This is a genomic window from Undibacterium sp. Dicai25W (assembly GCF_049340505.1).
GTDB lineage: Bacteria > Pseudomonadota > Gammaproteobacteria > Burkholderiales > Burkholderiaceae_D > Undibacterium > Undibacterium jejuense.
Genome location: NZ_JBMPOQ010000001.1, coordinates 519927 through 545947, shown reverse-complemented (window position 1 = coordinate 545947; position 26021 = coordinate 519927). Strand labels below are relative to the sequence as shown.

Below are 26021 nucleotides of genomic sequence, written 5' to 3'. Positions count from 1 at the left end.
ATGAAAACCAGAACAAAATTTTTGCTGTTAGCGGTGATGATAGTCACCGCTTTTTTTTCGCTACAACTATTAAAACCTGATAACAAAAACCACGAGATTCACCTGACTGCAAATGACCATCAATTTGCGTTCGTTCATTCGCTCGAAGGAACGAGCACGGACGGCGATATTCAACAAAACAAAGAAGGTGATCTGCAATTAGATGCTGAATTAAAACGCTTGTTTGACTACTATCTTTCAGCAATCGGTGAAAAAAGTCTTCCCGAAATTCAATCGCAAATCGATAAAATTCTCGATCAAAAATTGCAAATCAAAGCTGCTGTACAAGCAAAGGAATTATTGAAACGTTACATCGCTTTTAAACAAGCCTTGGTCGAACTCGAAAAAAATGCCAGTTCAAACATGTCCTCCAACGCTGATCTTCTTAGCGCGGTCAACAACAAGTGGCAAAGCATGCGCCAATTACGTTCACAGTTTTTTAGCGAGCAAGAAATCCAGGCGATGTTCGGGTTTGACGATGCCTACGATCAGGACGCCCTGTCACGCCTCGCCATTAGCCAGGACAAAACCTTAACCGACGCCGAAAGACGCAATAAATTGCAGACACTGGATAAAAATATGCCTGCAGATCTGAAAGCGGCAAAAGATGCGCCATATCAAGTAATCCGGCTAGAAGATCAAGCAAAAAAAATGCGTAATGAAGGTGCCAGCGAAGACGGCATTTATCGCATGCGCGCCGCTGCAACCAGCCCGGAAGCAGCCAATCGTCTTGCCCAAGTCGACCGCGATATCAATGACTGGAACGGTCGTATTAGCCAATATCTTGAGCAACGCAAGCAGCTTACATCATCACCAACAAATGCCAGTGACAATGACAATGACAAACAACGCGCTTTGCAGCAATTGAGAAATAAATATTTTACAAGTCAGGAACAGAGAAGATTGGCTGCTTACGAGTAACGCTGATAAAACATTTATTTCTAGTGCCTAGGATAGACGGCCCAACTCGATGCGGTTGAGTAAGATCAGATACGGTGGGTTGCGAGCGCCACGCATGCCGTCTTAGTTGCGTGCTTTTAGCAGGAAGGGAAGCAAGCAGTAGATAACCGTATTACTCGCTATGCTGTTGTTTCAGCGACGTTCGTTGTATCAGCAGATTCTACGCTGTCACTATTTTCGTCAGGGATATGGTCAAGCGCTTCCAGCAATGCTCTGTCAACAACCTTATCGAGCACCAAAATTTTCGCACGTTGTTCGCTAAAGACTTTTTCCAGTTCTGGCGCGCCAATAGAGAAGCTCTTTTCTTTTTCGCTGGAAGTGAAGATGTAAAGGCTGCGCATAGGGCTCACCCAGGCCAATCTGACTCTCAGGGCTTCGTCGTTTTCTTTGATAAATTCCAACCAGATGCCGCGCTCTAACTGAGATACCGTGGTGACGTATTCTTCTGATATTGGTGGAGGCGCAGATGCGGCAGCTTGTTCAGCGGCTACACGTTTTTCCAAACGACGTTCTGCTGCTTTTTGAGCTGCCTCAACCGCAATTTCAACCTGGCGCTCTGGGGAAAGTTCTAACGGCGCCCTTACAATCGAAGCATGACATTCTGCGAGATCAGCGAAAAACTGTACGCGATCAACATCTTCCCATTTAATCAGGCTCAGCCATTTATTCAGGCGTGCCAAAATAGCTGGCAGACGATTCAATAATTCCTGACGCTCTTGCAATGTGATCTTGGGTTTTACACTCCAAATCAAATCGTCCATGGTTTTGATCGCATCAGCAACAGCGTGTGGCTTTTCTTCCTGCACTGTGTAGGCGAGCGTCAATACCTTCGTCCAGCGATTTTCCAGGAAGGTTTCTATGAATGCGACCACTTCGCCACTGCCGACACGAATCGCCACCTCATGTGTGGCAGTAATGTTGGCTTGCTTGATTTTTTCTTTACGAAGCGCCTTCTGAATAGGTGCTTCTAATGCCTGCGCGCTAGCTTGCTCTTCTTTAGCAATGAAGGATTCGAGGTCGTTGACGACCTCATCAAACAAGGCAATTTCCTGATCAAACTCTTGTGAAACCCGCTGCACATTCTTTTGCATGGTCTGATACAGCGGATCTTGTTTGCCTTTAGTTTTATCCAGTGCAGGACTATAACGTGACAATAAATCAATCAGGCGGCGCGCAGGATGTTGCTCCTGAAAGAAAAACTCTTTATCGATCAGGGCCGCTTTGAGTACCGGAATTTGCAATACCGAAATCAATTCTTTGACATGCGCGGGAATATCCTGATTGCGGAAAACACTATCAAAAACCTGCGACAACAAATCCAGCGTGTGCTTTTCTACGCCAGTTCCCATGCTTTCAGACAAATGTTCACGCATCTGCGACAGGCGCATAACATCTTGCGCCTCAGACATTAATTGCTGAAATTTGACACTCTTTTGGAACTCACCCAACTGCCGGAAAAGGGCCGAATTGATCGCGTCGTCTGTGCTGCCGGGGACACCATAATCGGAGCTTTGATGGTTAGCGCCGAAATGAGAAGAAGATGGATCACCGGATCGATGTTTTTTGCCACGACCACCAGACAAAAATGCCTTTAATTTGCGACGCACTGGATTTTGGTTGCTGCTGGATTCTTCACCAAATTCATTCGTTGAATCGACTTGAGCATCATTGTCTTTTTCAACAACGTGTGACTTGCTTTGCTTACGCTGTATCCGATATGATTCTTGCAAATCAGGCAATACGCCCTTATTGATCAACCACTGATTAAGTTCCAGCAATATAGGCTCGAGATCAAACAAAATGTCGACGCGAAGCAGCGGCAAAATGAGTTCGCGACTGCTTTCTTCCGGGTCAAAAGCACACCAGGCGACATATAGCGCGCGCAAAAAAACCTCGGGACGAAATGGATTTTGCCCAATGCTTAAAGTCTCTCGGTCGAGCAGGTGAGACAATCGCATATTCAAGGCTGCATATTGTTCCGCGCTATCGAGCTCTATCGCTCTGCTCACCCGGCTCAAGGTCAGCTTTTGGTCCATTTCTTCATAACTAACCAAACTAAAGTCACCGTCTTTAGTTTCAACCGCTTTTTTAACATCACCAGCTGTGAGTAACAGCTCGGTTTCGTGCTTAAATACTTTTTCAAGCTCTACTGAGGCGATGTGATAGAACGCGTAAGCATTTTTCTTAAGCAATTGGCCCGCATTAAAGCTGAGATTGGCGATGCGCGAATCCATGCTTTGTTCAGAATAGGCCAGTAAAGCATTTGCTAGTCGCGCCGAAAACGCATCTACCTGTGCAATAGTTAGGTGACTGGCTAACGGAGTCAAACCACGCAACATCTCCGGGCGAGGAATAACTGCTCCCGCCAGTTCAGAAGATGTGATTTTGGAATGACTCATAATTAAAGTCCGACAAGATTCGACACTTCATCGACAGCATAACAACTAAACATGTATGCTAGCGATGGGTTTTACATTTTTACAACTTAAGCTAACGACAGCCAATTTCCCTGAAAAGGCGGAAAAATAAACACCTTTCTATGTGGAACTATATACGCTTAATTTCCATGTGGAAATGTTGTATTCACAATTTTGGCATCTTTTTTTATTTTAATTACCGTATACCAACAATTCGATTTCACAACTGAAACAAACATTACATTTTGTAAGTATTTCTTGTATAACTATGACAATTTAGCGCCAATATGAATAGATTGCTCTAAAATAGAGGGTTAAACTTTTTCGCGTATTTGTGCGCCATATTTGTAAATAAACATTTTATGCCTAAAAAAAACACCATTGCAACTACGCAAGAAATGGCTTCTCCACCAGCTTCGTTTGAGGCCGCAATGGAGGAATTAAGCGAATTGGTAAAGCAAATGGAAGCAGGCGATTTGGCGCTGGAACAATCTGTTGTGGCTTATCAGCGAGGCTCTGAGTTAATTAAATATTGCGCAAATCAGCTCGATAAGATTGAGCAGCAGGTCAAAGTGCTCGAAACTGGAATTCTAAAACCTTTTAACGTGGATAACGACGAGGATCTCGCATGAGTCTGGATTTCCGCACCTGGATGAAAAATACCCAGGAAAATTGCGAACAAGCACTCTCAGAATACATTCCGCAATGTGACATCGTTCCGCAGCAACTGCATGAAGCGATGCGCTACGCCGCCCTGGACGGCGGAAAACGGGTACGCCCTTTGTTGGTGTTTGCTGCCGGACGTTTGTTTAACGCCCCGGAAGAATTATTAAGTCGTGCTGCATGTGCAGTCGAGATGATTCACGCTTACTCCTTAGTTCACGACGATATGCCGTGCATGGATGACGATGAGTTGCGCCGCGGCAAACCAACGGTGCATGTCAAATATGACGAAGCCACTGCCTTGCTGGTCGGTGACGCTTTGCAAGCACAAGCCTTTATTGTTTTATCGGAAGGTAATGGCGATGCACAGATGAAGTTGTCCATGGTACGCGTACTGGCACAAGCTTCAGGGTCAGTTGGCATGTGTGGTGGCCAGGCAATTGATCTCGCTAGCGTTGGTCTGGCGTTGAGCCGTGAACAATTGGAACAAATGCACCGCTTAAAAACTGGCGCCTTACTTCGTGCTTCAGTATTGCTTGGCGCGATGAGTGGAAAAACCCTATCGAGCAGCGAAACCGAAGCGCTTTATGCCTATTCGGCTGCAATTGGCCTGGCATTCCAGGTTGTGGACGATATCCTTGATGCTACTGCAGATTCAGCAACACTGGGCAAAACCGCTGGCAAAGACGCTGCGGATAATAAGCCGACCTACGTCAGCTTATTGGGCTTACCGGCTTCACAAACTTTAGCAGCACAACTATGCAACGATGCACACAACGCTTTGTTGCCGTTTGGCGAAAACGCACAATACCTGCACGACCTGGCCGATCTGATCGTGCAAAGACAAGCATAACCGGCAGACTTCTATGACGAATTTACTTCAACAAATTAACTCCCCTGCTGACCTGCGTCATTTGACCCGTCAGCAATTACATTCGTACGCAGCCGAGCTACGCCAATACGTGCTTGAGTCAGTTTCTAAAACAGGCGGTCATTTATCTTCCAACCTCGGCACGGTAGAGCTAACGATCGCTTTGCATTACGTCTACAACACGCCAGAGGATCGCGTCGTTTGGGATGTGGGGCATCAGACATACCCACACAAAATCGTTACTGGTCGTCGCGATATGATGCATACACTGCGCCAGTTCGATGGTATTTCAGGTTTCCCGCGTCGTTCAGAAAGTGAGTACGATACATTTGGTACCGCACACTCGTCGACGTCGATTTCTGCCGCTTTGGGGATGGCATTAGCTGCCCGTACCAAAGGGGAAGACAGACATTCCGTTGCGGTGATCGGCGATGGCTCGATGACCGCGGGTATGGCATTTGAAGCACTCAATAATGCTGGTGTGTATGACGACATCAATATGCTGGTGATTTTGAACGACAACGACATGTCGATCTCACCTCCGGTCGGCGCTTTGAATCGTTATCTGGCGCGTTTAATGTCAGGCAAATTTTATGCCGCAGCACGCAATGTCGGTAAATCGGTTTTACCTTCGCCAATGTTGGAATTAGCCAAACGTTTTGAAGAACACGCTAAAGGCATGTTGGTTCCTGCCACCATGTTTGAAGAATTTGGCTTCAATTATATTGGCCCTATTGACGGTCATGATCTGGAATCGCTGATCCCGACGTTGCAAAATATTCGTAACCTGAAAGGTCCACAGTTCTTACACGTGGTCACTAAAAAAGGCCAAGGCTACAAATTGGCAGAAGCAGATCCAGTCTTGTACCACGGTCCTGGGAAGTTCAATCCGGCCGAAGGGATCAAACCAAGCACGTCGAGCAAGCTGACTTACACACAGGTGTTTGGCCAATGGCTGTGCGATATGGCGGCCGCTGACAAGAAGCTCATCGGCATCACGCCAGCGATGCGCGAAGGCTCAGGCATGGTGGAATTTGAAAAGCAATTCCCAAAACGCTATTTTGACGTTGGCATTGCAGAACAACACTCGGTCACCTTTGCTGCTGGCCTGGCTTGTGAAGGATTAAAACCTGTGGTGGCGATCTACTCGACGTTCTTGCAACGCGCCTACGATCAGTTGATACACGATGTCGCTTTACAAAATCTGGACGTTACCTTCGCGCTTGATCGTGCGGGTCTGGTTGGTGCCGATGGTGCTACCCATGCGGGTAACTACGACATAGCGTATTTGCGCTGCATTCCAAATATGGTGGTGATGGCTGCTGCCGATGAAAACGAGTGCCGTCAGATGTTAAGCACTGGTTACCATTATCCAGGACCGGCAGCGATTCGCTATCCGCGCGGTGCTGGCTTAGGCTCGAAAGTCGAAAGTAATTTAGACACGTTGCCTATTGGTAAAGGTGAAATGAAGCGTCAAGGTCAAAAAGTTGCCATTCTGGCTTTTGGCTCTATGGTTCATCCAGCAATCCAGGCGGCTGAGGCGCTCAACGCCACCGTCGCCAATATGCGTTTCATCAAACCTCTTGATACAGAATTGGTCAAGTCACTGGCCGCCACACATGATGCGTTAATCACAGTGGAGGAAGGCTGCACAATGGGCGGTGCAGGTTCGGCGGTTGCGGAAGCATTGTCAGAAGCTGGAATTCAAATTCCAATCCAGATCCTCGGTCTTCCAGATAAGTTTATTGATCATGGCGATGTACATCTACTGCTGAGTCAATGCGGTTTGGATGCTAAAGGAATAGAAGCATCAATACGCACTCGTTTTCCTGAGATTTTCAACACAGTGCCTAAACTCGCAGCAAACTCCTGAGTAGTTAGAAACGAAGTGTAGGGCTAAAAAAATGGCTACCGTGTAAATTGACGGTGGCCATTTTTCTATCTAAAACCTGGAACAAGCCCTGGTTCATATATTCACATCAACGTCCACTCGCGCTGACTCTGCTCAGAATAGCTTACCGGTGCGCCTTGTACATCATCAAACGTGACGATGTCATAGGCGTCGGGTTGGGCTAACAAAGCTCGGAGCAATTGGTTGTTCAGACCATGACCAGATTTATGCGCTGTGTAACTCGCCAGGAATGGATGACCGATTAAATATAAGTCGCCGATCGCGTCGAGAATTTTGTGGCGTACAAACTCATCATCAAAGCGCAACCCATCGGAATTCAGTATCCGGTACTCATCCATTACGATCGCGTTTTCCATCGAGCCACCGCGCGCCAAACCTATGCCACGCAACATTTCTACGTCCTGCATAAATCCAAAAGTCCGGGCTCTGGCCACGTCTTTCACAAACGACACTTTTTCAAAATCAACCTCTGCCGTCTGCACAGTACCATCTACAGCAGGATGATTGAACTCAATGAAAAAATGTAATTTAAAACCATCATATGGTTCGAGGCGAGCCCATTTTTCCGCTTTACCTGTACCCTCGCGGATTTCGACTGGTTTTAAAACACGGATGAATTTCTTCGGTGCCAACTGTTCTTGCAAACCGGCTTGCTGCAATAAATACACAAATGAAGAAGCCGAACCATCCATGATAGGAATTTCTTCAGCACTGACATCGATGTATAAATTATCAACACCGAGTCCGGCGCAGGCTGATAATAAATGCTCAACCGTCGACACACGCTGCCCATTATTGGACAAAGTGGATGCCATACGGGTATCGCCGACACTCATGGCGTCAGCAGGAAAAACCAGTGGAGGCTCGAGATCAGTTCTGGTAAAAATAATACCGGTATCGACCGGCGCTGGTCGCAATACCAGCTCTACTTTCGTACCAGAATGCAAACCGACACCGACGGTTTTGACTAATTGTTTAATTGTTGTTTGCTTTAACATGCCGATATTATAGCGATTCATTCCAAACTCCATGTAACACTGTGCAAAATGAGTCCAAAACCAGAGAATCCCATGACGAACCCATCCCTGAGCATTCGTGCTGCCATCGCTGCCGATCTCGATGGCATTTGCTCACTGAGTCAACAAATCAACCAGTAACATCATCTGGCTGCACCGCAGGTATTTGTTAAAAATATCGATCCGACTTTTGAACGTCTATTCTGGAAAGCAAGATTGGATTTGCCGGAGAATGTCCATCTGATTGCCGAGATCGGGGGTGTGATGATCGGTTATATCACCGCCAGCATCAGCGAAACCATGAAAAATCCGTTTTTACACACTAACAAGATCTGTCGTATTGGCACTATCGTGGTTGATCAACATCACCACCAAACCGGAATAGGCAAAGCCTTGATGGATGCAGCTTGCCAATGGGGCAAGCAAAACGGAGCGGCAGAAGTAAGGTTGGAAGTGTTTGACTTCAATAGCAATGCAATACAGTTTTACGATAATCTGGGCTTTGGCATGCAGTCCCATATTATGCATAAAACAATATAGAAAACAGCGCCAGCCAGAATGGCAAAGCGCTGCCTTAATATCACTGAGTTAAGCGAGTTGAGCTAACAAAGTTTCGGCGTTGGATACCTCAAATTTACCGCCTTCTTCAATGTTGAGTTGTTTAACGACACCGTCAACTACCAACAATGAATAGCGCTGTGAACGCGTACCCATACCAAATTTACTGAAATCTGCATCCAGACCCAAAGCCTTACTAAAATCCGCATTGCCATCGGCCATCATGCGAACAACGCCAGTTGCCTTCTGATCGCGACCCCATGCGCCCATCACGAACGCATCGTTCACAGAGATACACCAGATCTCATCAACGCCTTTAGCTTTTAAGTCTGCGGCGTGAGCAATGTAACCAGGAACATGTTTTGCTGAGCATGTCGGAGTATAAGCACCTGGCAAACCAAAGATTGCAATCGTTTTGCCTTTCACCAAATCTGCCACCTGAAAAGTATTTGGACCTATGCTGCAGCCCTCGCCTTCCACTTCGATAAATTCTGCCAGACTGCCCGCTGGTAACTGTTGACCGATTTGTATGCTCATCATCATTCCTTTCGTGTAGTTCAAAATAATCTGCCGCCGGGTTGGCATGGCAATGGGTGGCGGGGTGCATAGCATAAACAGCAAATGCCCGCGCACGCCGGAAGTATGCCTGAGTAACAAAAAACTTGCAGAAAGCTGATCAAATATCGACCTGAGTATTCAATACCTTCCTAAAAAGACACTCAAAAAGGGGAGGGGCTACACTAGACGCTGCCAATATAATTAGGTCTGCAAGCGAAGTGTCGCTTGCAATTATAGATGTTGGCATGTATTTCGCCTCATCAAGGCTGAGCAAAGGAAAAAAAAAGGAAAAAAATCCGCATCATATCGATGCGGATTCTTATTTCGCCGTCAATACCAGCTTGTCACTAAAGCTGCTAGCTGACTCTGCCTGATCCGGCACGCAAGAATAATCAATCAGCTTGTTTGCGCAAGAAGGCAGGGATATCGTACGTTTCCATGCCATTTTTTTCCAGCGCACGAACGGTATCAGAAGCAGACTCGCGACGCCATACAGCTGGTTTGCTCAGACCGTCAAATGCTGGTGCCGCGCTTGCCATGCCGTTAGATACTGTCGTGCTTGCCACACCAGCAGCAGCCATCATTGGTTCATTGTTAGTGCCTGTGCGCAGCATTGGTGTTTGTACTAACTGGATGTTTTTCTTGCCACGACCCAGACCAGTCGCGACAACGGTGACGCGGATATCATCACCCATGGTGTCATCGTAGGCGATACCTTGTGCGATCGATGCATCAGGTGCTGCAAATGCACGAACTGCCGCCATCACTTCTTTGATCTCTTTACCTTTGAGACTACGGCTTGCAGTAACGTTCACCAATACACCGCGTGCACCAGACAGATCGATACCATCCAACAACGGAGAAGCAACCGCTTGCTCTGCTGCCAGACGTGCACGATCAACGCCAGACGCTGTCGCTGTACCCATCATAGCCTTGCCTTGTTCGCCCATGATCGTTTTCACGTCATTGAAGTCAACGTTGATATGGCCAGGTACATTGATGATTTCTGCAATACCAGCAACCGCATTGTTGAGTACATCATCCGCGTGCTGCAACCATTCGATCATGCTGTCGTCTTCGTAAATCTCTTCCAATTTTTCATTGAGGATGATGATCAGAGAGTCGACGTGCTGAGACAAGGCTTCCAAACCTTCGTCAGCGATGTCCATACATTTCTTACCTTCGTAAGAAAATGGCTTGGACACAACTGCCACAGTCAAAGCGCCTAATTCTTTAGCAACTTGCGCCACCACTGGAGCAGCACCAGTACCGGTACCACCACCCATACCAGCAGCGATGAACACCATGTGCGCGCCACGCAATGCATCTTCGATGCGCGCGCGGGAATCTTCAGCCAGTTTGCGACCGACTTCAGGTTTCATACCAGCACCCAAACCGGTTTCACCGATTTGAATGACGTTATGCGCCTTCGATTGCAACAATGCTTGTGCATCAGTATTAGCAGCAATAAATTCAACGCCGGAAACACCTTTGTTGATCATATGCTGTACCGCGTTACCACCTGCACCACCTACGCCGACAACCTTAATTACGGTGCCTTGTGTGGCGTTATCAACCATATCGAACTCCATCATGACTCCTCCAGGTAGGCAGTTATCAGTCGCTAATCATCACCCGATGAGACGACTAGCGACTAATAACTGTATATCAGACCATTATAAAATGACTACACCATTTGTGATACAAAAAGCTGACTAAAAATTCCCCAAAAACCACTCTTTCATGCGTTGCCAGGCCGCTTTGGCAGAACCTTCCTGCCTTGTGACCAGATTTCCACGCAAGTACTGCTTCTTCGCTTCCAACAACAACCCCAAAACTGTGGCATAACGAGGACTACGGACAACATCTGCTAGTTGCCCGGTGTACGCCGGCATGCCTAATCTGGTTGGCTTCAAAAAGATGTCTTCTGCCATTTCAACCATACCCGGCATCGCTGAAGATCCACCGGTAAGCACGATGCCAGATGACAGCACATCTTCATATCCTGATTCACGAACTACCTGATGCACCAACGCGAACAATTCTTCAACGCGCGGCTCAATCACTGCAGCTAACGCCTGACGTGACAACGAGCGTGGTCCACGATCACCTAAGCCTGGTACATCCAGCGTATCGGAAGGATCAGCGAGCACTTGCTTTGCAACGCCAAATCGGACTTTGATTTCTTCCGCCTCAGAAGTCGGGGTACGTAATGCCATCGCAATATCGTTCGTGATCTGATCGCCAGCGATAGGAATCACCGCTGTGTGACGAATCGCGCCTTCACTGAACACCGCGACGTCGGTTGTACCACCACCGATATCGATCAACACTACGCCTAGTTCTTTTTCATCACGAGTTAATACCGCCTCAGCGGATGCCATCGGTTGCAGAATCAGGTCTGACACTTCCAGACCACAACGGCGCACACATTTGACGATATTCTGAACTGCTGACACAGCGCCAGTGACGATGTGGACTTTGACTTCTAAACGAATACCGCTCATACCTATCGGCTCACGTACATCGTCCTGGTTATCAACAATAAATTCTTGCGGCAATGTGTGCAGCAATTGCTGATCGGTAGGAATATTCACGGCTTTTGCGGTTTCAATCACGCGCGAAACGTCTGCGGCTGTAACTTCTTTATCCTTAATCGCCACCATGCCACTAGAATTGAAGCTACGAATATGGCTACCGGCAATCCCCGTATAGACGCGACTGATTTTACAGTCGGCCATTAATTCGGCTTCTTCCAGCGCACGCTGTATCGACTCCACCGTGGCTTCGATGTTGACTACAACACCTTTTTTTAAGCCTTTGGATTCATGCTGTCCCAAACCAATTACTTCATGCCGACCATCTGGCATGACTTCAGCGACTACCGCCACAATTTTTGATGTGCCGATATCGAGACCAACGATCAGATTTTTTGCGTCTTTTGTCATGTCTTTCCACTTGCTTTTGTTTGCTTTTTCGATCCAACGGGATGGGCATATTTCATCGCTAATCCATTTGGATAACGCATGTCTATACTTTCAATACTATCTTGGGCGCTGGCAATCAGTTGCGGATAAATCATCAATAATTTATCTACTCTCATTTTCAGCGTTGCGCCATCCTGCAATCTACCTAATTCAACTTGCATACCATTGTTTAGTTTCAAACTCCAGGCATAGCGATTTGAATACGTTACTGAGTCTGGTACCAGATTTATTTTGCCGAACCATTCTTTTAATGCCAAATATTGCGACAACACTTCTTTTTCACTGCCATCAGGGCCGTTCAAAGCAATCAGATCAGTATCGTCTTCTGCTTCAGCCAGATTGGCGGTAAAAACATCCCCCGCCACAGAAATCAAACGTCCGTCACCACCCCAGGTTCCCAATGCAACGTGCTCATCAAGCGTGACTGTTAATTTGTTCGGCCATTCTCTTTGCACACTGGCTTTACGAACCCAAGGTACACTTTCAAAAGCGCCACGCACAGCATCGAGATTGGCCGTAAAAAAATTACCTCTGATTTTTGGTACTGCGGCGTTTCTGATGGTGACTGCATCCACGTGACGTAAGGACTGCGATGTCACACCAACCACGCGTATGCTGTGCAAAGTAAACATCGGTCTTTGTATCACCCACCAGACCCCAGACGCCATCAGAGCGAGCAACACCAGGCCGAATAAAGCATTGGCGGTATTATTCATCATTTTGACGTCATGCCACATCCGTTTTTTCCTCTTTATTTAGATTCGGTATGAATTTTCAAACGGGCAGATTTTAAAATCTCCACACAAAGATCTTCATAACTCATCCCAGTTGCCTTGGCAGCCATCGGTACCAAAGAATGTCCAGTCATGCCAGGAGAAGTATTAATCTCCAGCAAGAACGGTTGGTTATCCGACTTACGCAACAAAACGTCAACCCGCGCCCAACCTTCGCAATCGATAGAACGATAGGCTTCGACTGACATTTGCTGAATACGGGCCGTCAATTCTTCATCCAAAGGTGCGGGGCAAAGATATTGAGTATCATCAGTAAAATACTTGTTCTGGTAATCATAGTTACCATCAGGAGCAACAATTTCAATAATTGGCAAGGCGTGGGCGTCTTTACCACGTCCTAAAATCGCGATCGTCAATTCACGGCCTTCAACAAACTCTTCCGCCAATACCACATCATCAAACTGTGCCGCCAACGCGTAGGCTTCCGTCATTTCAGAGTAGCCTTTGACCTTGGTGATACCAATTGTCGACCCTTCATGTGGCGGTTTCAAAATTAACGGCAGGCCTAACTCATCCGGCACTTCGCGCAGGATGGTTTCTGGTGTCAGTACCGCGTATTTAGGTGTGCTCAGACCATGTGTCTGCCAGATACGTTTGGTAAAAATTTTATCCATCGCGACAGCCGATGCCATGACACCACTGCCGGTATAAGGAATATTCAATTGTTCCAATACACCTTGCAAACTACCGTCTTCACCGTAGCGACCATGCAATGCGATAAAAACCCGGTCAAATTTTTCTGCTGCCAACTCAGCAATGCTCCGCTCTGCTGGGTCGAATGGGTGTGCATCGACACCTTTCGCGCGGAGCGCCGCCAGTACGCCAGTGCCTGACATGATGGAGATATCGTGCTCAGCAGACCGTCCGCCAAACAAGACGCCGACTTTACCTAAAGATTTGTTATTCAATTCACTCATGATGATCTGCTGGTTAATTTTTTATTTTGCCTGCGCCAGTTTTGCTGGCACGGCACTGATCGAGCCTGCACCCATGACGATTAAGACGTCGCCATCTTTCAAGACATGCAATAAGCTCTCTGGCATGTCTTGTATATTTTCAACAAATACAGGTTCAACTTTTCCGCTGACGCGTAAGGCACGGGTCAATGCACGACCATCTGCTGCCAATATTGGCGCTTCACCAGCGGCATAAACTTCTGCCAACACGACGGCATCTGCGGTCGAGATCACTTTAACGAAGTCTTCAAACAAATCGCGCGTGCGGGTATAGCGATGCGGTTGAAATGCCAGAACCAACCGACGGTCAGGATACGCTCCACGCGCTGCCGCCAGCGTCGCCGCCATTTCCACCGGATGGTGACCGTAATCATCAACCAGAGCAAAGCTACCGCCAGCTTCAAGTGCAATTTCACCGTAGCGTGTGAAGCGACGACCAACACCATTAAATTCGCTCAGCGCTTTTTGCGTGGCTTCATCAGCAACGCCAATCTCACGCGCAATGGCGATCGCTGCACAAGCATTCTGCACGTTATGCATCCCGGGCTGGTTCAGACTGACTTGCATATCAGGATACCCTTCATGAACCACTGTAAAATGCATTTTCCCACCAGCAGCAACGGCATTCACGGCACGGACTTCCGCTTCTTCATGGAAGCCGTAAGTGACGATAGGTTTAGAAACGAACGGCATGATTTCGCGAACATTCGCGTCATCAAGACACAACACTGCCACGCCATAAAATGGCAGACGTTGTGTGAATTCGATAAATGCTTGTTTTAGCTTTGCAAAATCATGGCCATAGGTTTCCATGTGATCGGCATCGATATTAGTAATAACTTCAATCACCGGCAGCAAATTCAAGAATGAAGCGTCTGATTCATCCGCTTCGGCAACAATAAAATCACCACTACCTAATTTGGCATTGGCTCCGGCGCTATTTAAACGACCACCAATAACAAAAGTCGGATCAAATCCACCTTCAGCAAGAACGCTAGCGACCAGACTCGTAGTCGTAGTTTTGCCATGCGTGCCAGCAATTGCAATACCGCTTTTGAGGCGCATCAATTCTGCCAACATCATTGCCCGCGGAACGATAGGAATATGCTTTGCTCTGGCGGCGATCACTTCGGGATTATCACCCTTGACGGCAGTGGAAGTAACGACCGCATCGGCTCCGGCGATATTCTCAGCGGTGTGACCAATTTTGACATCTGCACCAAGTTCAGCTAGACGTTGCGACGCCGCATTATTACCAAGGTCAGAACCGGAAATGGTGTAACCCAGATTCAGTAAAACTTCGGCAATGCCGCTCATGCCCGAGCCGCCAATACCGACGAAATGTATATGTTTGACTTTATGTTTCATACTAATGATTCCAAAATTTTTGCAATATTCATACTTGCATCACGCTGCCCAACGGCGTAAGCATGGCCGGCCATCTGCAAACATTGCACTCTATCCAGTGCTTGTAATTGTGCTGCCAACTTCTCTGCATTTAACTCGCTTTGGGGCAAATAAATCGCGGCGCTTTGTTTTGCCATCCACATGGCATTTTCTTTTTGATGCGAGGTACTTGCAGCCATAAAAGGGACCAAAATACTTGCCACCCCTGCAGCTGTCAGTTCTGATACCGTAATCGCACCAGCCCTGCAAATCACCAAATCTGCTTCAGCATAACGACGTGGCATATCGTCGATAAAATCCAGTACCTCAGCATCCACACCTGCTTTGGAATAGTTATCGCGCAATGCTTGAATATTTTGCTTTCCCGATTGATGCGTCACAACAGGGCGTTGCGCCACGGGTATCAATGCGAGCGCTTGTGGCAAACAATCATTCAAGACTTTGGCGCCTAAACTTCCACCAACAATCAAAATTCTTAATACACCTTGCCTTTGTGCATAACGCACTTCCGGCGCTGGCAGCTGACAAATATCTTTGCGAATCGGGTTGCCAGTGACTTGTAATTTGGTATCAGCGACCTGCCCTTCTGAAGGCAATCCAAACAACAATTTGGTGGCAAATGGACGCAAAGCTTTATTCGACAGCAGCAATGCGGCATCTGCATTCATCAATACCAAAGGCTTACCACGAAACGCCGCCATCAAACCACCAGGTACCGTGACGTAGCCACCCATGCCCAACACCACATCGGGGCGACGTTGGCCTAAGATTTTTAAACAGCTGAAAAAACTTTTGACTAACTTAAAAGCCCCCGTCAGCGTATGTTTCCAACCTTTGCCACGTAAGCCGGTAAATTCAAGGCTATCCATAGGAACGCCGTGCTTAGGTACGATCTGACACTCCATGCCAGTGCTGGTACCAAGCCAAGAAACTTCCCAACCGCGTTCACGCATGATGTCCGCAATCGCGAGACCAGGAAAAATATGGCCACCGGTACCCGCCGCCATAATCATGAGTTTTTTCTGCGCGCTCATGCACGACCTCCACGCATCAACACGCGATTTTCAAAATCTACTCTGAGCAAAATAGCCAGACCCACACAATTAATCATCACACCAGAACCACCATAACTCATCAGCGGCAGGGTCAACCCTTTAGTGGGCAACAAGCCGAGATTCACGCCCATATTAATGAATGCTTGCACGCCAATCCAAATGCCGATGCCTTTGGCTGTCAAACCCGCAAAGGTCTGATCCAATGCAATTGCCTGACGGCCTATTTCAAACGCTCGTTTCAAAATCCAGTAGAACAATAAGACAACGACCATCACACCAACGAAACCTAATTCCTCACCAATCACCGCCAACAAAAAATCGGTGTGTGCCTCCGGTAAATAATGCAATTTCTCAACACTGCCACCAAGTCCTACGCCAAATAATTCACCACGACCAAACGCAATTAAAGAATGTGACAACTGATATGCTTTGCCGAGTGCATTTTCTTCTTGCCACGGATTCATATAAGCAAAGATCCGTTCACGACGCCATGGTGACAACAAAATAACAAGCGAAAAAATCCCAACTAAGATCGCTGCAATACCACCGAACCAAACGCCGTTAATACCACCCAAAAATAAAATGCCCATTGCAATACAAACGATGACGCCAAATGCCCCCATATCGGGTTCAAGCAACAGCAATAACCCAACCACGCCGACAGCGGTCAGCATAGGAACAAAGCCTTTGGTCAATTTGTGCATGTATTCTTGCTTGCGCACTGTGTAATCAGCTGCATACAAAACCATAAACAACTTCATGAATTCCGAAGGCTGTATATTAAATACCTTAAATGACAGCCAACGTTTCGCGCCATTAACACCTTTACCTAAGCCAGGTACTAATACCGCAGCTAACAAAATCAGTGTTATTACGAATAAATACGGCGTGATTTTTTGCCAGCTAGACAACGGGACTCTGAAAGCAAAAATACCAGCGGTCAGCGATACTAAAATAAACAAAGCTTGGCGAACCAAAAAATGGTTTTTCGTGTAATTCGCATACTTTGGCGAATCAGGTAAAGAAATCGATGCTGAATACACCATCACCATACCGAACAACATCAGTATCATAGTGACCCATACCAGCGCTTGGTCATAGCTCATCATTTTCGAGCGATGTACCAATTGTGTTTGCGGAGCCGGGTCCGAAAACGGCAACCACTTCTGGAATGGAAGCAACATTTGCTTCATCAGCAAATCTCCCCACGTGCCAGTGCCACTTCACGCACAGCACTCGCAAATACTTCGGCTCTATGCGCGTAATTGCGGAACATATCGAGACTCGCGCATGCAGGTGACAACAAAACAATATCGCCGCTTCGGGCATCATTCGCCGCTGCCTGCACCGCAGATTCCAGATCGGCAAAATCTTCACATTCAACCTGTGTCGCCGTTAATATCTGACGAATTTCTTCTTTGGCTTTTCCTATCAGGAATACTTTTTTAGCATAACGCTCTATAGCATCCGCTAAAGGCGAAAAATCTTGTCCTTTACCTTCTCCGCCAGCAATAAGCAATATCCTCTTTTCTGGCGAATCGGATTGCTGTCCTAATCCTTTTAATGCCGCGACGGTTGCGCCAACATTGGTACCTTTGCTGTCATCAATGTAATCGACTTCAGCAATCGTGCTAATCAGTTCTACCCGATGTGGTTCACCTTTATACTCGCGCAGACCATGTAACAAAGGTGCGAAAGCCAACCCAATACCGCGACATAGTGCTAGTGCTGCCAGTGCGTTTGCGGCATTGTGTTGACCACGAATTTGCAATGCATCGGTAGGCATTAAGCGAGTGGTGATGCTTGGGATTTCTTCAGCTTCTTTTTTCTTACGACGACTAGTCACCACCGGTGCATCTTCGGCTGGCGTCGCCGTTACTAACCAGCCCATACCGTGTTCATTCAGCAAGCCCAGATCACCAATGTGTTCGGGCTCATTCAAGCCAAACGTTACAATAGATGCCTGTGGTTTCGCCATTGCCATCACCAGTGCGTCATCACGATTCAATACTTGTGCGGTTTGCTCACCGAAAATTCTGGCTTTGTCAGCACAATATGCAGAAACGCTGCCATGCCAATCCAGATGATCCTGAGTAATGTTGAGTACGGTAGCAACATCTGCTTGCAAACTAAAGCAGCTATGCAATTGGAAACTGGATAATTCTAAAACCCATACCTGAGGCAAGCTATCTTTATCCAGATCTTCACGTAAAACATCTAACACGGCAGGACTGATGTTGCCCGCAATACGGGTACGCAATCCAGCACGCTCACAAAGCAACCCAACCAGACTGGTCACCGTAGTTTTGCCATTGGTTCCTGTGATCGCGATCACCTTAGGCTGGTAGGCACGTTCCTCTTTTAAGGCCGCCAATGCTTGTGCGAATAGCTCAATTTCCCCCCAGATTGGGATATTTTTTTCTACTGCAGCAGCTGTTATTTCTTTTAAATTACCGGATGGTGAGAGGCCAGGGCTGACTGCAACAAATTCAATATCGTTCAACAGTTCAGCTTTAAATTCCCCGGCAACAAAGTTGACCTGGTCGTTTAAAGCGATTAATGCCGGCAATCTGTCAGGTGCTTCACGCGTATCGGCAACACGCAGGTTCGCACCGGCGCGCAACAACCATTGCGCCATTGCCAGGCCTGATTCACCAAGGCCTAAAACTAATACGTGTTTTCCAGAAAAATTCATATGCCGCAGTTCTAAAATCAAATCAACAATCTAACAACAAAATCAACGCAGTTTGAGCGATGCCAAACCAACTAAGACCAACAACATCGTAATGATCCAGAAACGCACAACTACTTGCGTTTCTTTCCAACCTTTTTTCTCGAAATGATGGTGCAAAGGTGCCATTAAGAATAAACGACGGCCTTCACCAAAACGCTTCTTGGTAAATTTAAAATAGGTCACTTGCAGAATGATAGAAACCGTCTCTGCCACAAAAATGCCGCCCATAATGAACAGCACGATTTCCTGACGAATAATAACTGCCACTGTGCCCAAAGCACCGCCCAGTGCCAACGCGCCAACGTCGCCCATGAACACTTGTGCCGGATGCGCGTTAAACCACAAAAATGCTAAGCCAGCGCCCGCCATCGCTCCACAAAAAATCAACAATTCACCCGCACCAGGAATATGCGGAATCAACAAGTATTTAGCGTAGACCACGTTACCTGTCAGATAAGCAAAAATACCCAATGCAGAACCGACCATAATAATAGGCATGATCGCCAGACCATCTAATCCATCGGTAAAGTTCACCGCATTGCTCGTACCAACAATGACGCAATAGGTCAATGCAATAAAGCCCCAGACACCAAGCGGGTAGCTGATGGTTTTAAAAAACGGGACAATCAGATCAGCCTTGGGTGGCAAATCCATACTGAAGCCGGACTGCACCCACGCAAACAACAAATCAAGAATCTTGGAATTGCTTGGCGCAGATACTGAAAAAGCTAAATAAAACGCGGCCATCAAACCAATGATGGATTGCCACATATATTTCTCTCTGGAGCGCATACCCTCTGGGTCTTTATTGACTACCTTACGATAATCGTCGACCCAACCAATCGCGCCATAACCAAAGGTCACGATCATAACCACCCAGATAAAACGATTGCTCAGGTCGCCCCACAACAAAGTCGAAATAGCGATAGAAATTAAAATCAGAGCACCGCCCATAGTTGGCGTGCCAGATTTAACCAGATGCGTCTCCATGCCATAGGCGCGCACTGCTTGTCCTACTTTCATACGAGTCAGCATACGGATCACTGCAGGGCCAGCAAAAATGCCGATCGCCAATGCAGTCATGGTGGCGAATACTGCGCGAAACGTAATAAAACCGAAGACGCGTAGCAACCCCAGATCCTGTTTGAAAAATTCTGCTAACCAGAGCAACATGCTAATGAGTTCCTATTGTTTTTTGTTGTGAAGAAATTTCTGTAACGTTTAATAAATGAGCAACCACGCGCTCCATCTTCATAAAACGCGAACCTTTGATCAGCACTTTGCTGTCTTTGCTCACACGAGAATCTAATGCAGACAATAATTGCTGAATATCGGTAAAGTATTGCGCCGCTTTTCCAAAACCGGCAGCACTTTGTTGTACCTGATCACCGAGCAGAAATAATTCAGAAATGCCAGAAGCACGGGCATACTCACCAATTTCGTGATGAAATTGGGCACCGTTGTCACCGACTTCACCCATATCACCAAGCACCAGTAAGGTATCACCACCCAATTGTTTCAAAACATCAATCGCAGCACGCACGGAATCTGGATTGGCGTTGTAAGTATCATCAATCACTGTCGCGCCGCAGCTTGCTTGCTTGCGTTGCAGGCGACCTGAAACTGGATGAAAATTTTCCAAACCTTGAACGATCACTTCATTACTGATGCCTATCGCATGACAACAAGCCGCCGCAGCAAGCGCGTTTAATACGTTGTGCTCGCCTGCTGCCTGCAAATGAATCCGGGTTGTTTTTCTGGCTATGGTCAGTATGATTTCACTGCCAAACGTCGACGTTGTATATGTGCCTGCGACATCGGCGTCGGGGCTAAGTCCGAAACTGAGTATCTTACGTAGACCATGTTCTTGCGCATACCCGCGCCACAGCGAGCTGTATTCGTCATTGTGCGGAAATACTGCGACGCCATTTTCTGGCAATGCCTTGATCGCACTACCATTTTCTTCAGCTACGGCGCGCACAGTTTGCATGAATTCCTGATGTTCTCGCTGCGCGTTATTTACAAGCACAACCGTTGGCAAAGCAACTGAGGCCAGCAAGGCGATTTCACCTGGATGGTTCATGCCCATTTCTATAACTGCAGCCTGATGTGTATCACGTAATTCCAGCACCGTCAGTGGTACACCAATTTCATTATTCAGATTACCCTTAGTGGACAATCTATGGTTTTCACCAAACGCCGCCGCTAAAATGGCAGCGATCATTTCTTTGACGGTCGTTTTACCGTTGCTGCCAGTAACACCAATCACCGGAATCGTAAATTGCTTGCGCCAGAATTTACCTACCTCCGCCAAAGCCATCTTGGTGTCAGGAACAATCAATGCTGGTAACTGAAAATCTGCTGGCAAACGCTCAGCAATAACGGCGACTGCACCAGTTTGCGCCACTTGCGGTAAAAAATCATGTGCATCAAAATTGTCGCCGCGCAAAGCAACAAAGACATCGCCAGTTTTAATTTTTCGACTATCGGTCGACAAGCCAATAATCTCTGCATCCGCAGTCATGCTTGCCGAACTCAGTGTCTGTGCTAATTGCTGTAAACTAAATTTCATTAGCTACCCCTCTTACTATTGCCACTGGTGGCAATAGTAGCCAGCGCAAGCGCCGCGTGTTCTTCATCAGAAAAAGGCCATTTCTTACCCAGAATATCCTGATAGGTTTCATGACCCTTACCAGCCAATAAAACGACGTCCTGATGCGCAGCATGTTTAATCGCGTACAAAATTGCATTGGCACGATCTTCCACAACATGTGGCTGCGCACTCATACCAGCGACGATATCCTGAATAATGGCGGTCGGATTTTCGCTGCGGGGGTTATCACTTGTCACCACGACATGATCTGCATTTTCGGCAATTTTTCCCATTTGCGGACGCTTGCCAGGGTCTCTGTCACCACCGCAACCAAAGACGCACCATAGCTTTCCATGGCGTTCATTGGCGACTTGTCTTAAGGCCGCTAAAGTTTTTTCCAGCGCATCTGGTGTGTGTGCGTAGTCAATCACTACCATCACATGACCGGCCGTACCCAACAATTGCATACGTCCCGGAACAGGAGTTAATTTTTCTATTGTTACAAGCACTTTTGCAAACGGCAATCCCTTAGTTAGCAAAACAGCCATGACGCCCAGAATATTGCTGACATTAAATTGCCCGATTAACTGCGTCTTTACCAGACCTGAACCAAACGGTGACTCCAGATGAAAACTGGTACCTGTGTGTGAAGTTTTGAGGTGAGACGCTGAAAGTAAAGCCAAGCCGTCGTATTGAGTTCTATTGAGGCTATAAGCAACAATATTTAACGCTGCTGATTTGCTTCGCAAATCATTAATCAGTTGTTCACCAAACTCATCATCGAGATTGATGACCGCATTTTTTAAACCAGGCCAATCGAACAAAGCACGTTTTGCGGCGCCATAATTTTCCATAGTACCGTGATAATCGAGATGGTCACGCGTCAGGTTAGTCAGCATTGCGACATCAATATGTAAGCCGTGCAATCTTCCTTGTACCAACCCAATAGAGGAAGCTTCGATAGCCAATGCTTGTGCGCCCTCATCGCGCATGGAAGCCAGCCCGCGCTGTAAATTGATCGCATCTGGCGTCGTAAAACCAGTTTCGGACAAGCTACCTAGCTGCCCGTTTTTAAAAACACCAACACCAAGCGTCCCGACGACGGCACTATCGCATTTATTGAGTGACAGTGCTTTTGCCAGCCATTGAGTACAAGACGTTTTGCCATTCGTACCGGTGACTGCAATGCTGTACATATCCGCATCAGGTGTCTGGTACCAAGTATTCGCGATATAACCTAGCTGATTTTGTAAATCGTCCACAGCCAGATGTGGCGTCTTGATGGAGTCATCCCAAACGTAATCTTTGGCTTCATACACAACTGCGATCGCACCTTTAGCGATGGCATCGCGAATATATTGACGGCCGTCTCCGTTGTGGGCGCGCACAGCAAAGAACACATCACCAGCTTGTATGGTTCTTGTATTTGAACTCAATTGTGCGGCGGGAGCTACTTGTCTTAGCCAGTTAATCATATCTGTTGTTAATAAATTGTTCGTTGTCATTACATACTCTCCTGAACACCACTATCAGGAACAATGGTTGTAATTGACGAATCAGGGGGTACGTTCATCGAACGTAATACATTTGCTGTGATTGTAGAAAACACCGGCGCGGCAACAGTTCCGCCGTAATATCCGCCAACAGATGGTTCATCAATCATCACTGCAACGATAACGCGTGGATTGGATACAGGCGCAAAGCCAACGAAGTCACCGACGTATTTATTAACGTAACGTCCACCTTCAATTTTGTGCGCCGTTCCGGTTTTTCCCGCTACGCGATATCCCGCAACGCGCGCCTGCGTTGCTGTACCGCCTGGCTGCGTCACTGATTCCATCATACTTCGCATTTCCATCACTGTTTTTTGCGAAATGATGCGTTGACCTTTTGGTGCTTCCGTTGCTTTTTGAAAAGTCAAAGGAATCATGTCCCCATTACGGGCAAAAATCATATAGGCGCGCGCGATTTGTATCAAAGAGACTGAAATGCCATGTCCATAGCTCATCGTTGCCTGTTCAATAGGGCGCCAATTTTTATAGTTCCGCAAGCGCCCTGCAACCGCACCAGGAAAACCAAATTTTGGTTGCTGACCAAAACCAACGCTGGTAAACATTTCCCACATTTCTTGCGGCTGCATTTGGAAGGAAATTTTAGCAGTACCAATATTTGAGGATTTTTGAATAACTTGTGCGACAGTCAGGGAATCCATCTTATGGGAATCGTGAATTGTAGCGGTACCGATAGTCATACGACCCGGTGCGGTCTGGAACACAGTATCCGGAGTAACGCGACCTTTATCCAATGCAAGCGCGACAGTAAACGGTTTCATTGTCGAACCAGGCTCAAAAGTATCAGTCAAAACCCGGTTCCGCAATTGGGCACCGGTCAATACTGAACGATCATTCGGGTTATAGGCAGGTAGGTTAACTAAAGCTAACACCTCACCAGTTTGTACATCAAGTACAACCGCTGCACCTGCTTTTGCCTTGTGCTTTTCAACCGCCTCTTTTAAATGAGTAAATGCGATGTATTGAATCTTACTGTCTATCGATAGATTTAATTCGTGACCATCGTGAGGTTCGCGCACTGCGCGAATATCCTCCACGATGCGACCAAGACGATCCTTAATAACGCGACGACTGCCTAATTTACCAGCTAAGTCTTTTTCAGATGCAAGCTCAATGCCCTCTTGCCCCACATCTTCGACATTGGTAAAGCCCACAACGTGTGCCGTGATTTCACCTTCAGGATAAAACCTTTTATATTCTTTGCGAGTATCAATACCTGGAATTGCCAAAGCTTGAATCTTTTCAGACACTTCTGGTTCGACCTGACGTTTCAGATAGACGAACTGGCGGTCTGAATCTAGCTTCTTGCGTAATTCGGCTTCGGACATTTCTAATAATTGTGCCAATTGCCGGATTTTCTCCGGAGGCGCACTCAACACATCTTCCGGAATCGCCCAGATTGCTTTTACCGGCACAGAAGACGCGAGTACTTCACCGTTTCTGTCTGTGATTTTTCCACGCGTCGCTGGTAATTCCAAGGTACGCGCGTAACGACTTGCACCTTGTTTTTGCAAAAATTCTGTGGTGATGCCTTGCAACCACAGAGCGCGCGCAATCAAAGCCAAAAAAGCGCCAAACAGCAGGAATAGCACCAGGCGCGAGCGCCAGGTCGGCAGTTTTACATCTAATACAGGATTAGATGAAAATGACACGCCCCGTGAAGCAGCAGTGCGCGAGCTATTCCCCGGGCGACTCATTTGAGTTCCTCGGCTTTCAAGTATTGGGTACGTTCTGGCGTTACCACGACCATGTTCAAATCACGGGTTGCCGCGTCTTCAATGCGGGCGTGTTTACCATAGGTGGACTGATCAAGTTTAAGCTGAGTCCATTGCAATTCATATTGCTTACTTAGACTTTGCTCACTTTCCAACTCAATAAATAAATGTCTGGCCTGATACTGCGCGTTAATCAAAGACAAGGCGCAAGCGATCAATATCATCGCCAGAACAATATTGATCTTGGTAGTCATGCATTCCCCTCAGGCAGACGCTCAGCCACGCGCAGAATAGCGGAACGAGATCGGGGATTCTCAGACACTTCGGTGTCGGAAGGTTTAATGCGATTAAGCAAACGCATTTGTGGTTGAGGCAAGTCCAAATGACGGATAGGCAAACGGCGGTCTGGTTGTTCAACCTTGACTTTGGAAGCAAAAAATTGTTTAACGATACGATCTTCCAGCGAGTGGAAGCTAATCACGGACATACGGCCAAACGGCGCCAATGCAGAAAATGCGGCGCCCAGGCCTACTTCGAGATCTTCAAGTTCCTTATTGACGAAAATCCGTATAGCCTGAAAGGTGCGAGTTGCCGGGTCCTTGCCCTTCTCGCGAGTTTTGACGGCGTGTGCGACGAGTTCTGCAAGCTGTCGGGTTCCAGTAATGGCGTCCGTCTGCCGGCGAGCAACAATCGCCTTTGCAATCTGAAAAGCAAACCGTTCTTCCCCATAATTTTTTATAACCTCCCTAATTTTTTCTTCATCTTCGCTAGCCAACCATTCAGCAGCGGAAATGCCACGTGTGGTGTCCATACGCATATCCAGAGGACCGTCAGCGCGAAAACTAAACCCACGCGTTGCATCATCTACCTGCGGGGATGAAATGCCCAAATCCATCAAAATGCCATCCACGTGCTTCACGCCGAGCTCTTGCAGAGCTTCAGACATCGTGGCAAAGCTATCGTGGACAATATGAAAACGTGGATCTTTTATTTCACTGGCACTGGCAATCGCCTGTGTATCTTTATCGAATGCGATCAGACGTCCGTTTGGCCCTAATTGCTGCAAGATCAGGCGGCTATGTCCGCCACGTCCAAAGGTACCGTCGATGTAAACACCGTTAGTACGCTCGCCAGTAATGGCAAGTGCATCCACTGCTTCATTTAAAAGCACTGTCTTGTGGATAAATTCTGTCGCTGCTTGGTTCGTCATTTCTC

The 26021-nt window shown here is 47.2% G+C and carries 22 protein-coding genes; 5 read left to right on the top strand and 17 right to left on the bottom strand.

All coding sequences use genetic code 11. From position 1 onward, the window contains the following. Entirely contained in the window at positions 1-960 is a 960-nt protein-coding gene (locus ACO0KY_RS02570; protein WP_423043949.1) for a lipase secretion chaperone, read from the top strand. Between the two features lie 158 nt (positions 961-1118). Here the strand turns inward: ACO0KY_RS02570 and ACO0KY_RS02565 are convergent, their stop codons facing one another. Then, positions 1119-3398 (bottom strand): DUF1631 family protein, encoded by a 2280-nt coding sequence (locus tag ACO0KY_RS02565; protein ID WP_423043947.1) that lies wholly within the window; start codon positions 3396-3398, stop codon positions 1119-1121. A 380-nt stretch (positions 3399-3778) separates the two neighbouring features. On the opposite strand from ACO0KY_RS02565, the gene ACO0KY_RS02560 reads away from it, so the two are divergent. Genes ACO0KY_RS02560 through dxs form a run of 3 tightly spaced genes read left to right on the top strand, consistent with a single transcriptional unit; the run spans position 3779 to position 6823 of the window. Continuing rightward, on the top strand, positions 3779-4048 hold the full coding sequence (locus ACO0KY_RS02560) for an exodeoxyribonuclease VII small subunit (RefSeq protein WP_423043945.1): 270 nt from the start codon (positions 3779-3781) through the stop codon (positions 4046-4048). Further along, entirely contained in the window at positions 4045-4932 is an 888-nt protein-coding gene (locus tag ACO0KY_RS02555; RefSeq protein ID WP_423043943.1) for a polyprenyl synthetase family protein, read from the top strand. Before ACO0KY_RS02560 ends, ACO0KY_RS02555 begins: the two co-directional genes overlap by 4 nt. A 13-nt stretch (positions 4933-4945) precedes the next feature. Next, the gene (gene dxs / locus ACO0KY_RS02550; RefSeq protein WP_423043941.1) at positions 4946-6823 is read left to right on the top strand and encodes a 1-deoxy-D-xylulose-5-phosphate synthase; all 1878 of its coding nucleotides are present in this window, start codon (positions 4946-4948) and stop codon (positions 6821-6823) included. A 101-nt stretch (positions 6824-6924) separates the two neighbouring features. Here dxs and lpxC read toward each other — a convergent pair whose 3' ends face one another. Continuing rightward, entirely contained in the window at positions 6925-7860 is a 936-nt protein-coding gene (lpxC, locus tag ACO0KY_RS02545; RefSeq protein WP_422992193.1) for a UDP-3-O-acyl-N-acetylglucosamine deacetylase, read from the bottom strand. Between the two features lie 165 nt (positions 7861-8025). Here lpxC and ACO0KY_RS02540 point away from each other — a divergent pair, with 165 nt between their 5' ends. Next, positions 8026-8418, top strand: a complete 393-nt coding sequence (locus ACO0KY_RS02540; protein ID WP_423044158.1) for a GNAT family N-acetyltransferase — start codon at positions 8026-8028, stop codon at positions 8416-8418. 48 nt (positions 8419-8466) lie between these two features. Here ACO0KY_RS02540 and ACO0KY_RS02535 read toward each other — a convergent pair whose 3' ends face one another. From ACO0KY_RS02535 to rsmH, 15 genes are all read right to left on the bottom strand, one after another. After that, positions 8467-8973: a peroxiredoxin gene (locus ACO0KY_RS02535; RefSeq protein ID WP_423043939.1), complete on the bottom strand. Its 507-nt coding sequence runs from the start codon at positions 8971-8973 to the stop codon at positions 8467-8469. Positions 8974-9386: 413 nt separating this feature from the next. After that, positions 9387-10586: a cell division protein FtsZ gene (gene ftsZ / locus ACO0KY_RS02530; protein ID WP_186911044.1), complete on the bottom strand. Its 1200-nt coding sequence runs from the start codon at positions 10584-10586 to the stop codon at positions 9387-9389. Between the two features lie 123 nt (positions 10587-10709). Further along, positions 10710-11942 (bottom strand): cell division protein FtsA, encoded by a 1233-nt coding sequence (gene ftsA, locus ACO0KY_RS02525; protein ID WP_186911045.1) that lies wholly within the window; start codon positions 11940-11942, stop codon positions 10710-10712. Then, the gene (locus tag ACO0KY_RS02520; RefSeq protein WP_423043937.1) at positions 11939-12718 is read right to left on the bottom strand and encodes a cell division protein FtsQ/DivIB; all 780 of its coding nucleotides are present in this window, start codon (positions 12716-12718) and stop codon (positions 11939-11941) included. Before ACO0KY_RS02520 ends, ftsA begins: the two co-directional genes overlap by 4 nt. A gap of 14 nt (positions 12719-12732) precedes the next feature. Then, a complete protein-coding gene (locus ACO0KY_RS02515) occupies positions 12733-13695 on the bottom strand; it encodes a D-alanine--D-alanine ligase (RefSeq protein WP_423044156.1) in 963 nt (320 codons plus the stop codon). 18 nt (positions 13696-13713) lie between these two features. Then, a complete protein-coding gene (gene murC, locus ACO0KY_RS02510; protein WP_423043935.1) occupies positions 13714-15099 on the bottom strand; it encodes a UDP-N-acetylmuramate--L-alanine ligase in 1386 nt (461 codons plus the stop codon). Next, positions 15096-16172, bottom strand: coding sequence for an undecaprenyldiphospho-muramoylpentapeptide beta-N-acetylglucosaminyltransferase (murG, locus tag ACO0KY_RS02505; RefSeq protein WP_423043933.1), 1077 nt, complete (start codon positions 16170-16172; stop codon positions 15096-15098). Before murG ends, murC begins: the two co-directional genes overlap by 4 nt. After that, a complete protein-coding gene (gene ftsW, locus ACO0KY_RS02500) occupies positions 16169-17302 on the bottom strand; it encodes a putative lipid II flippase FtsW (protein WP_423044154.1) in 1134 nt (377 codons plus the stop codon). The genes murG and ftsW overlap by 4 nt, the downstream gene beginning before the upstream one ends. Positions 17303-17385: 83 nt before the next feature. Beyond that, a complete protein-coding gene (gene murD, locus ACO0KY_RS02495; RefSeq protein ID WP_423043931.1) occupies positions 17386-18888 on the bottom strand; it encodes a UDP-N-acetylmuramoyl-L-alanine--D-glutamate ligase in 1503 nt (500 codons plus the stop codon). Between the two features lie 42 nt (positions 18889-18930). Further along, complete coding sequence (mraY, locus tag ACO0KY_RS02490) at positions 18931-20100, bottom strand: phospho-N-acetylmuramoyl-pentapeptide-transferase (protein ID WP_423043929.1); 1170 nt, start codon at positions 20098-20100, stop codon at positions 18931-18933. Between the two features lies 1 nt (position 20101). Continuing rightward, complete coding sequence (locus ACO0KY_RS02485) at positions 20102-21499, bottom strand: UDP-N-acetylmuramoyl-tripeptide--D-alanyl-D-alanine ligase (protein ID WP_423043927.1); 1398 nt, start codon at positions 21497-21499, stop codon at positions 20102-20104. Further along, positions 21499-23025 carry a UDP-N-acetylmuramoyl-L-alanyl-D-glutamate--2,6-diaminopimelate ligase gene (locus ACO0KY_RS02480; RefSeq protein WP_423043925.1) on the bottom strand — a complete coding sequence of 509 codons (1527 nt, stop codon included), beginning with the start codon at positions 23023-23025 and terminating at the stop codon, positions 21499-21501. The genes ACO0KY_RS02485 and ACO0KY_RS02480 overlap by 1 nt, the downstream gene beginning before the upstream one ends. Then, positions 23025-24788, bottom strand: a complete 1764-nt coding sequence (locus ACO0KY_RS02475) for a peptidoglycan D,D-transpeptidase FtsI family protein (protein WP_423043923.1) — start codon at positions 24786-24788, stop codon at positions 23025-23027. Before ACO0KY_RS02475 ends, ACO0KY_RS02480 begins: the two co-directional genes overlap by 1 nt. Next, positions 24785-25060 carry a cell division protein FtsL gene (gene ftsL, locus ACO0KY_RS02470; RefSeq protein ID WP_186911055.1) on the bottom strand — a complete coding sequence of 92 codons (276 nt, stop codon included), beginning with the start codon at positions 25058-25060 and terminating at the stop codon, positions 24785-24787. Before ftsL ends, ACO0KY_RS02475 begins: the two co-directional genes overlap by 4 nt. Continuing rightward, positions 25057-26016, bottom strand: a complete 960-nt coding sequence (gene rsmH, locus ACO0KY_RS02465) for a 16S rRNA (cytosine(1402)-N(4))-methyltransferase RsmH (protein ID WP_423043920.1) — start codon at positions 26014-26016, stop codon at positions 25057-25059. The genes ftsL and rsmH overlap by 4 nt, the downstream gene beginning before the upstream one ends. Positions 26017-26021: the final 5 nt, after the last annotated feature.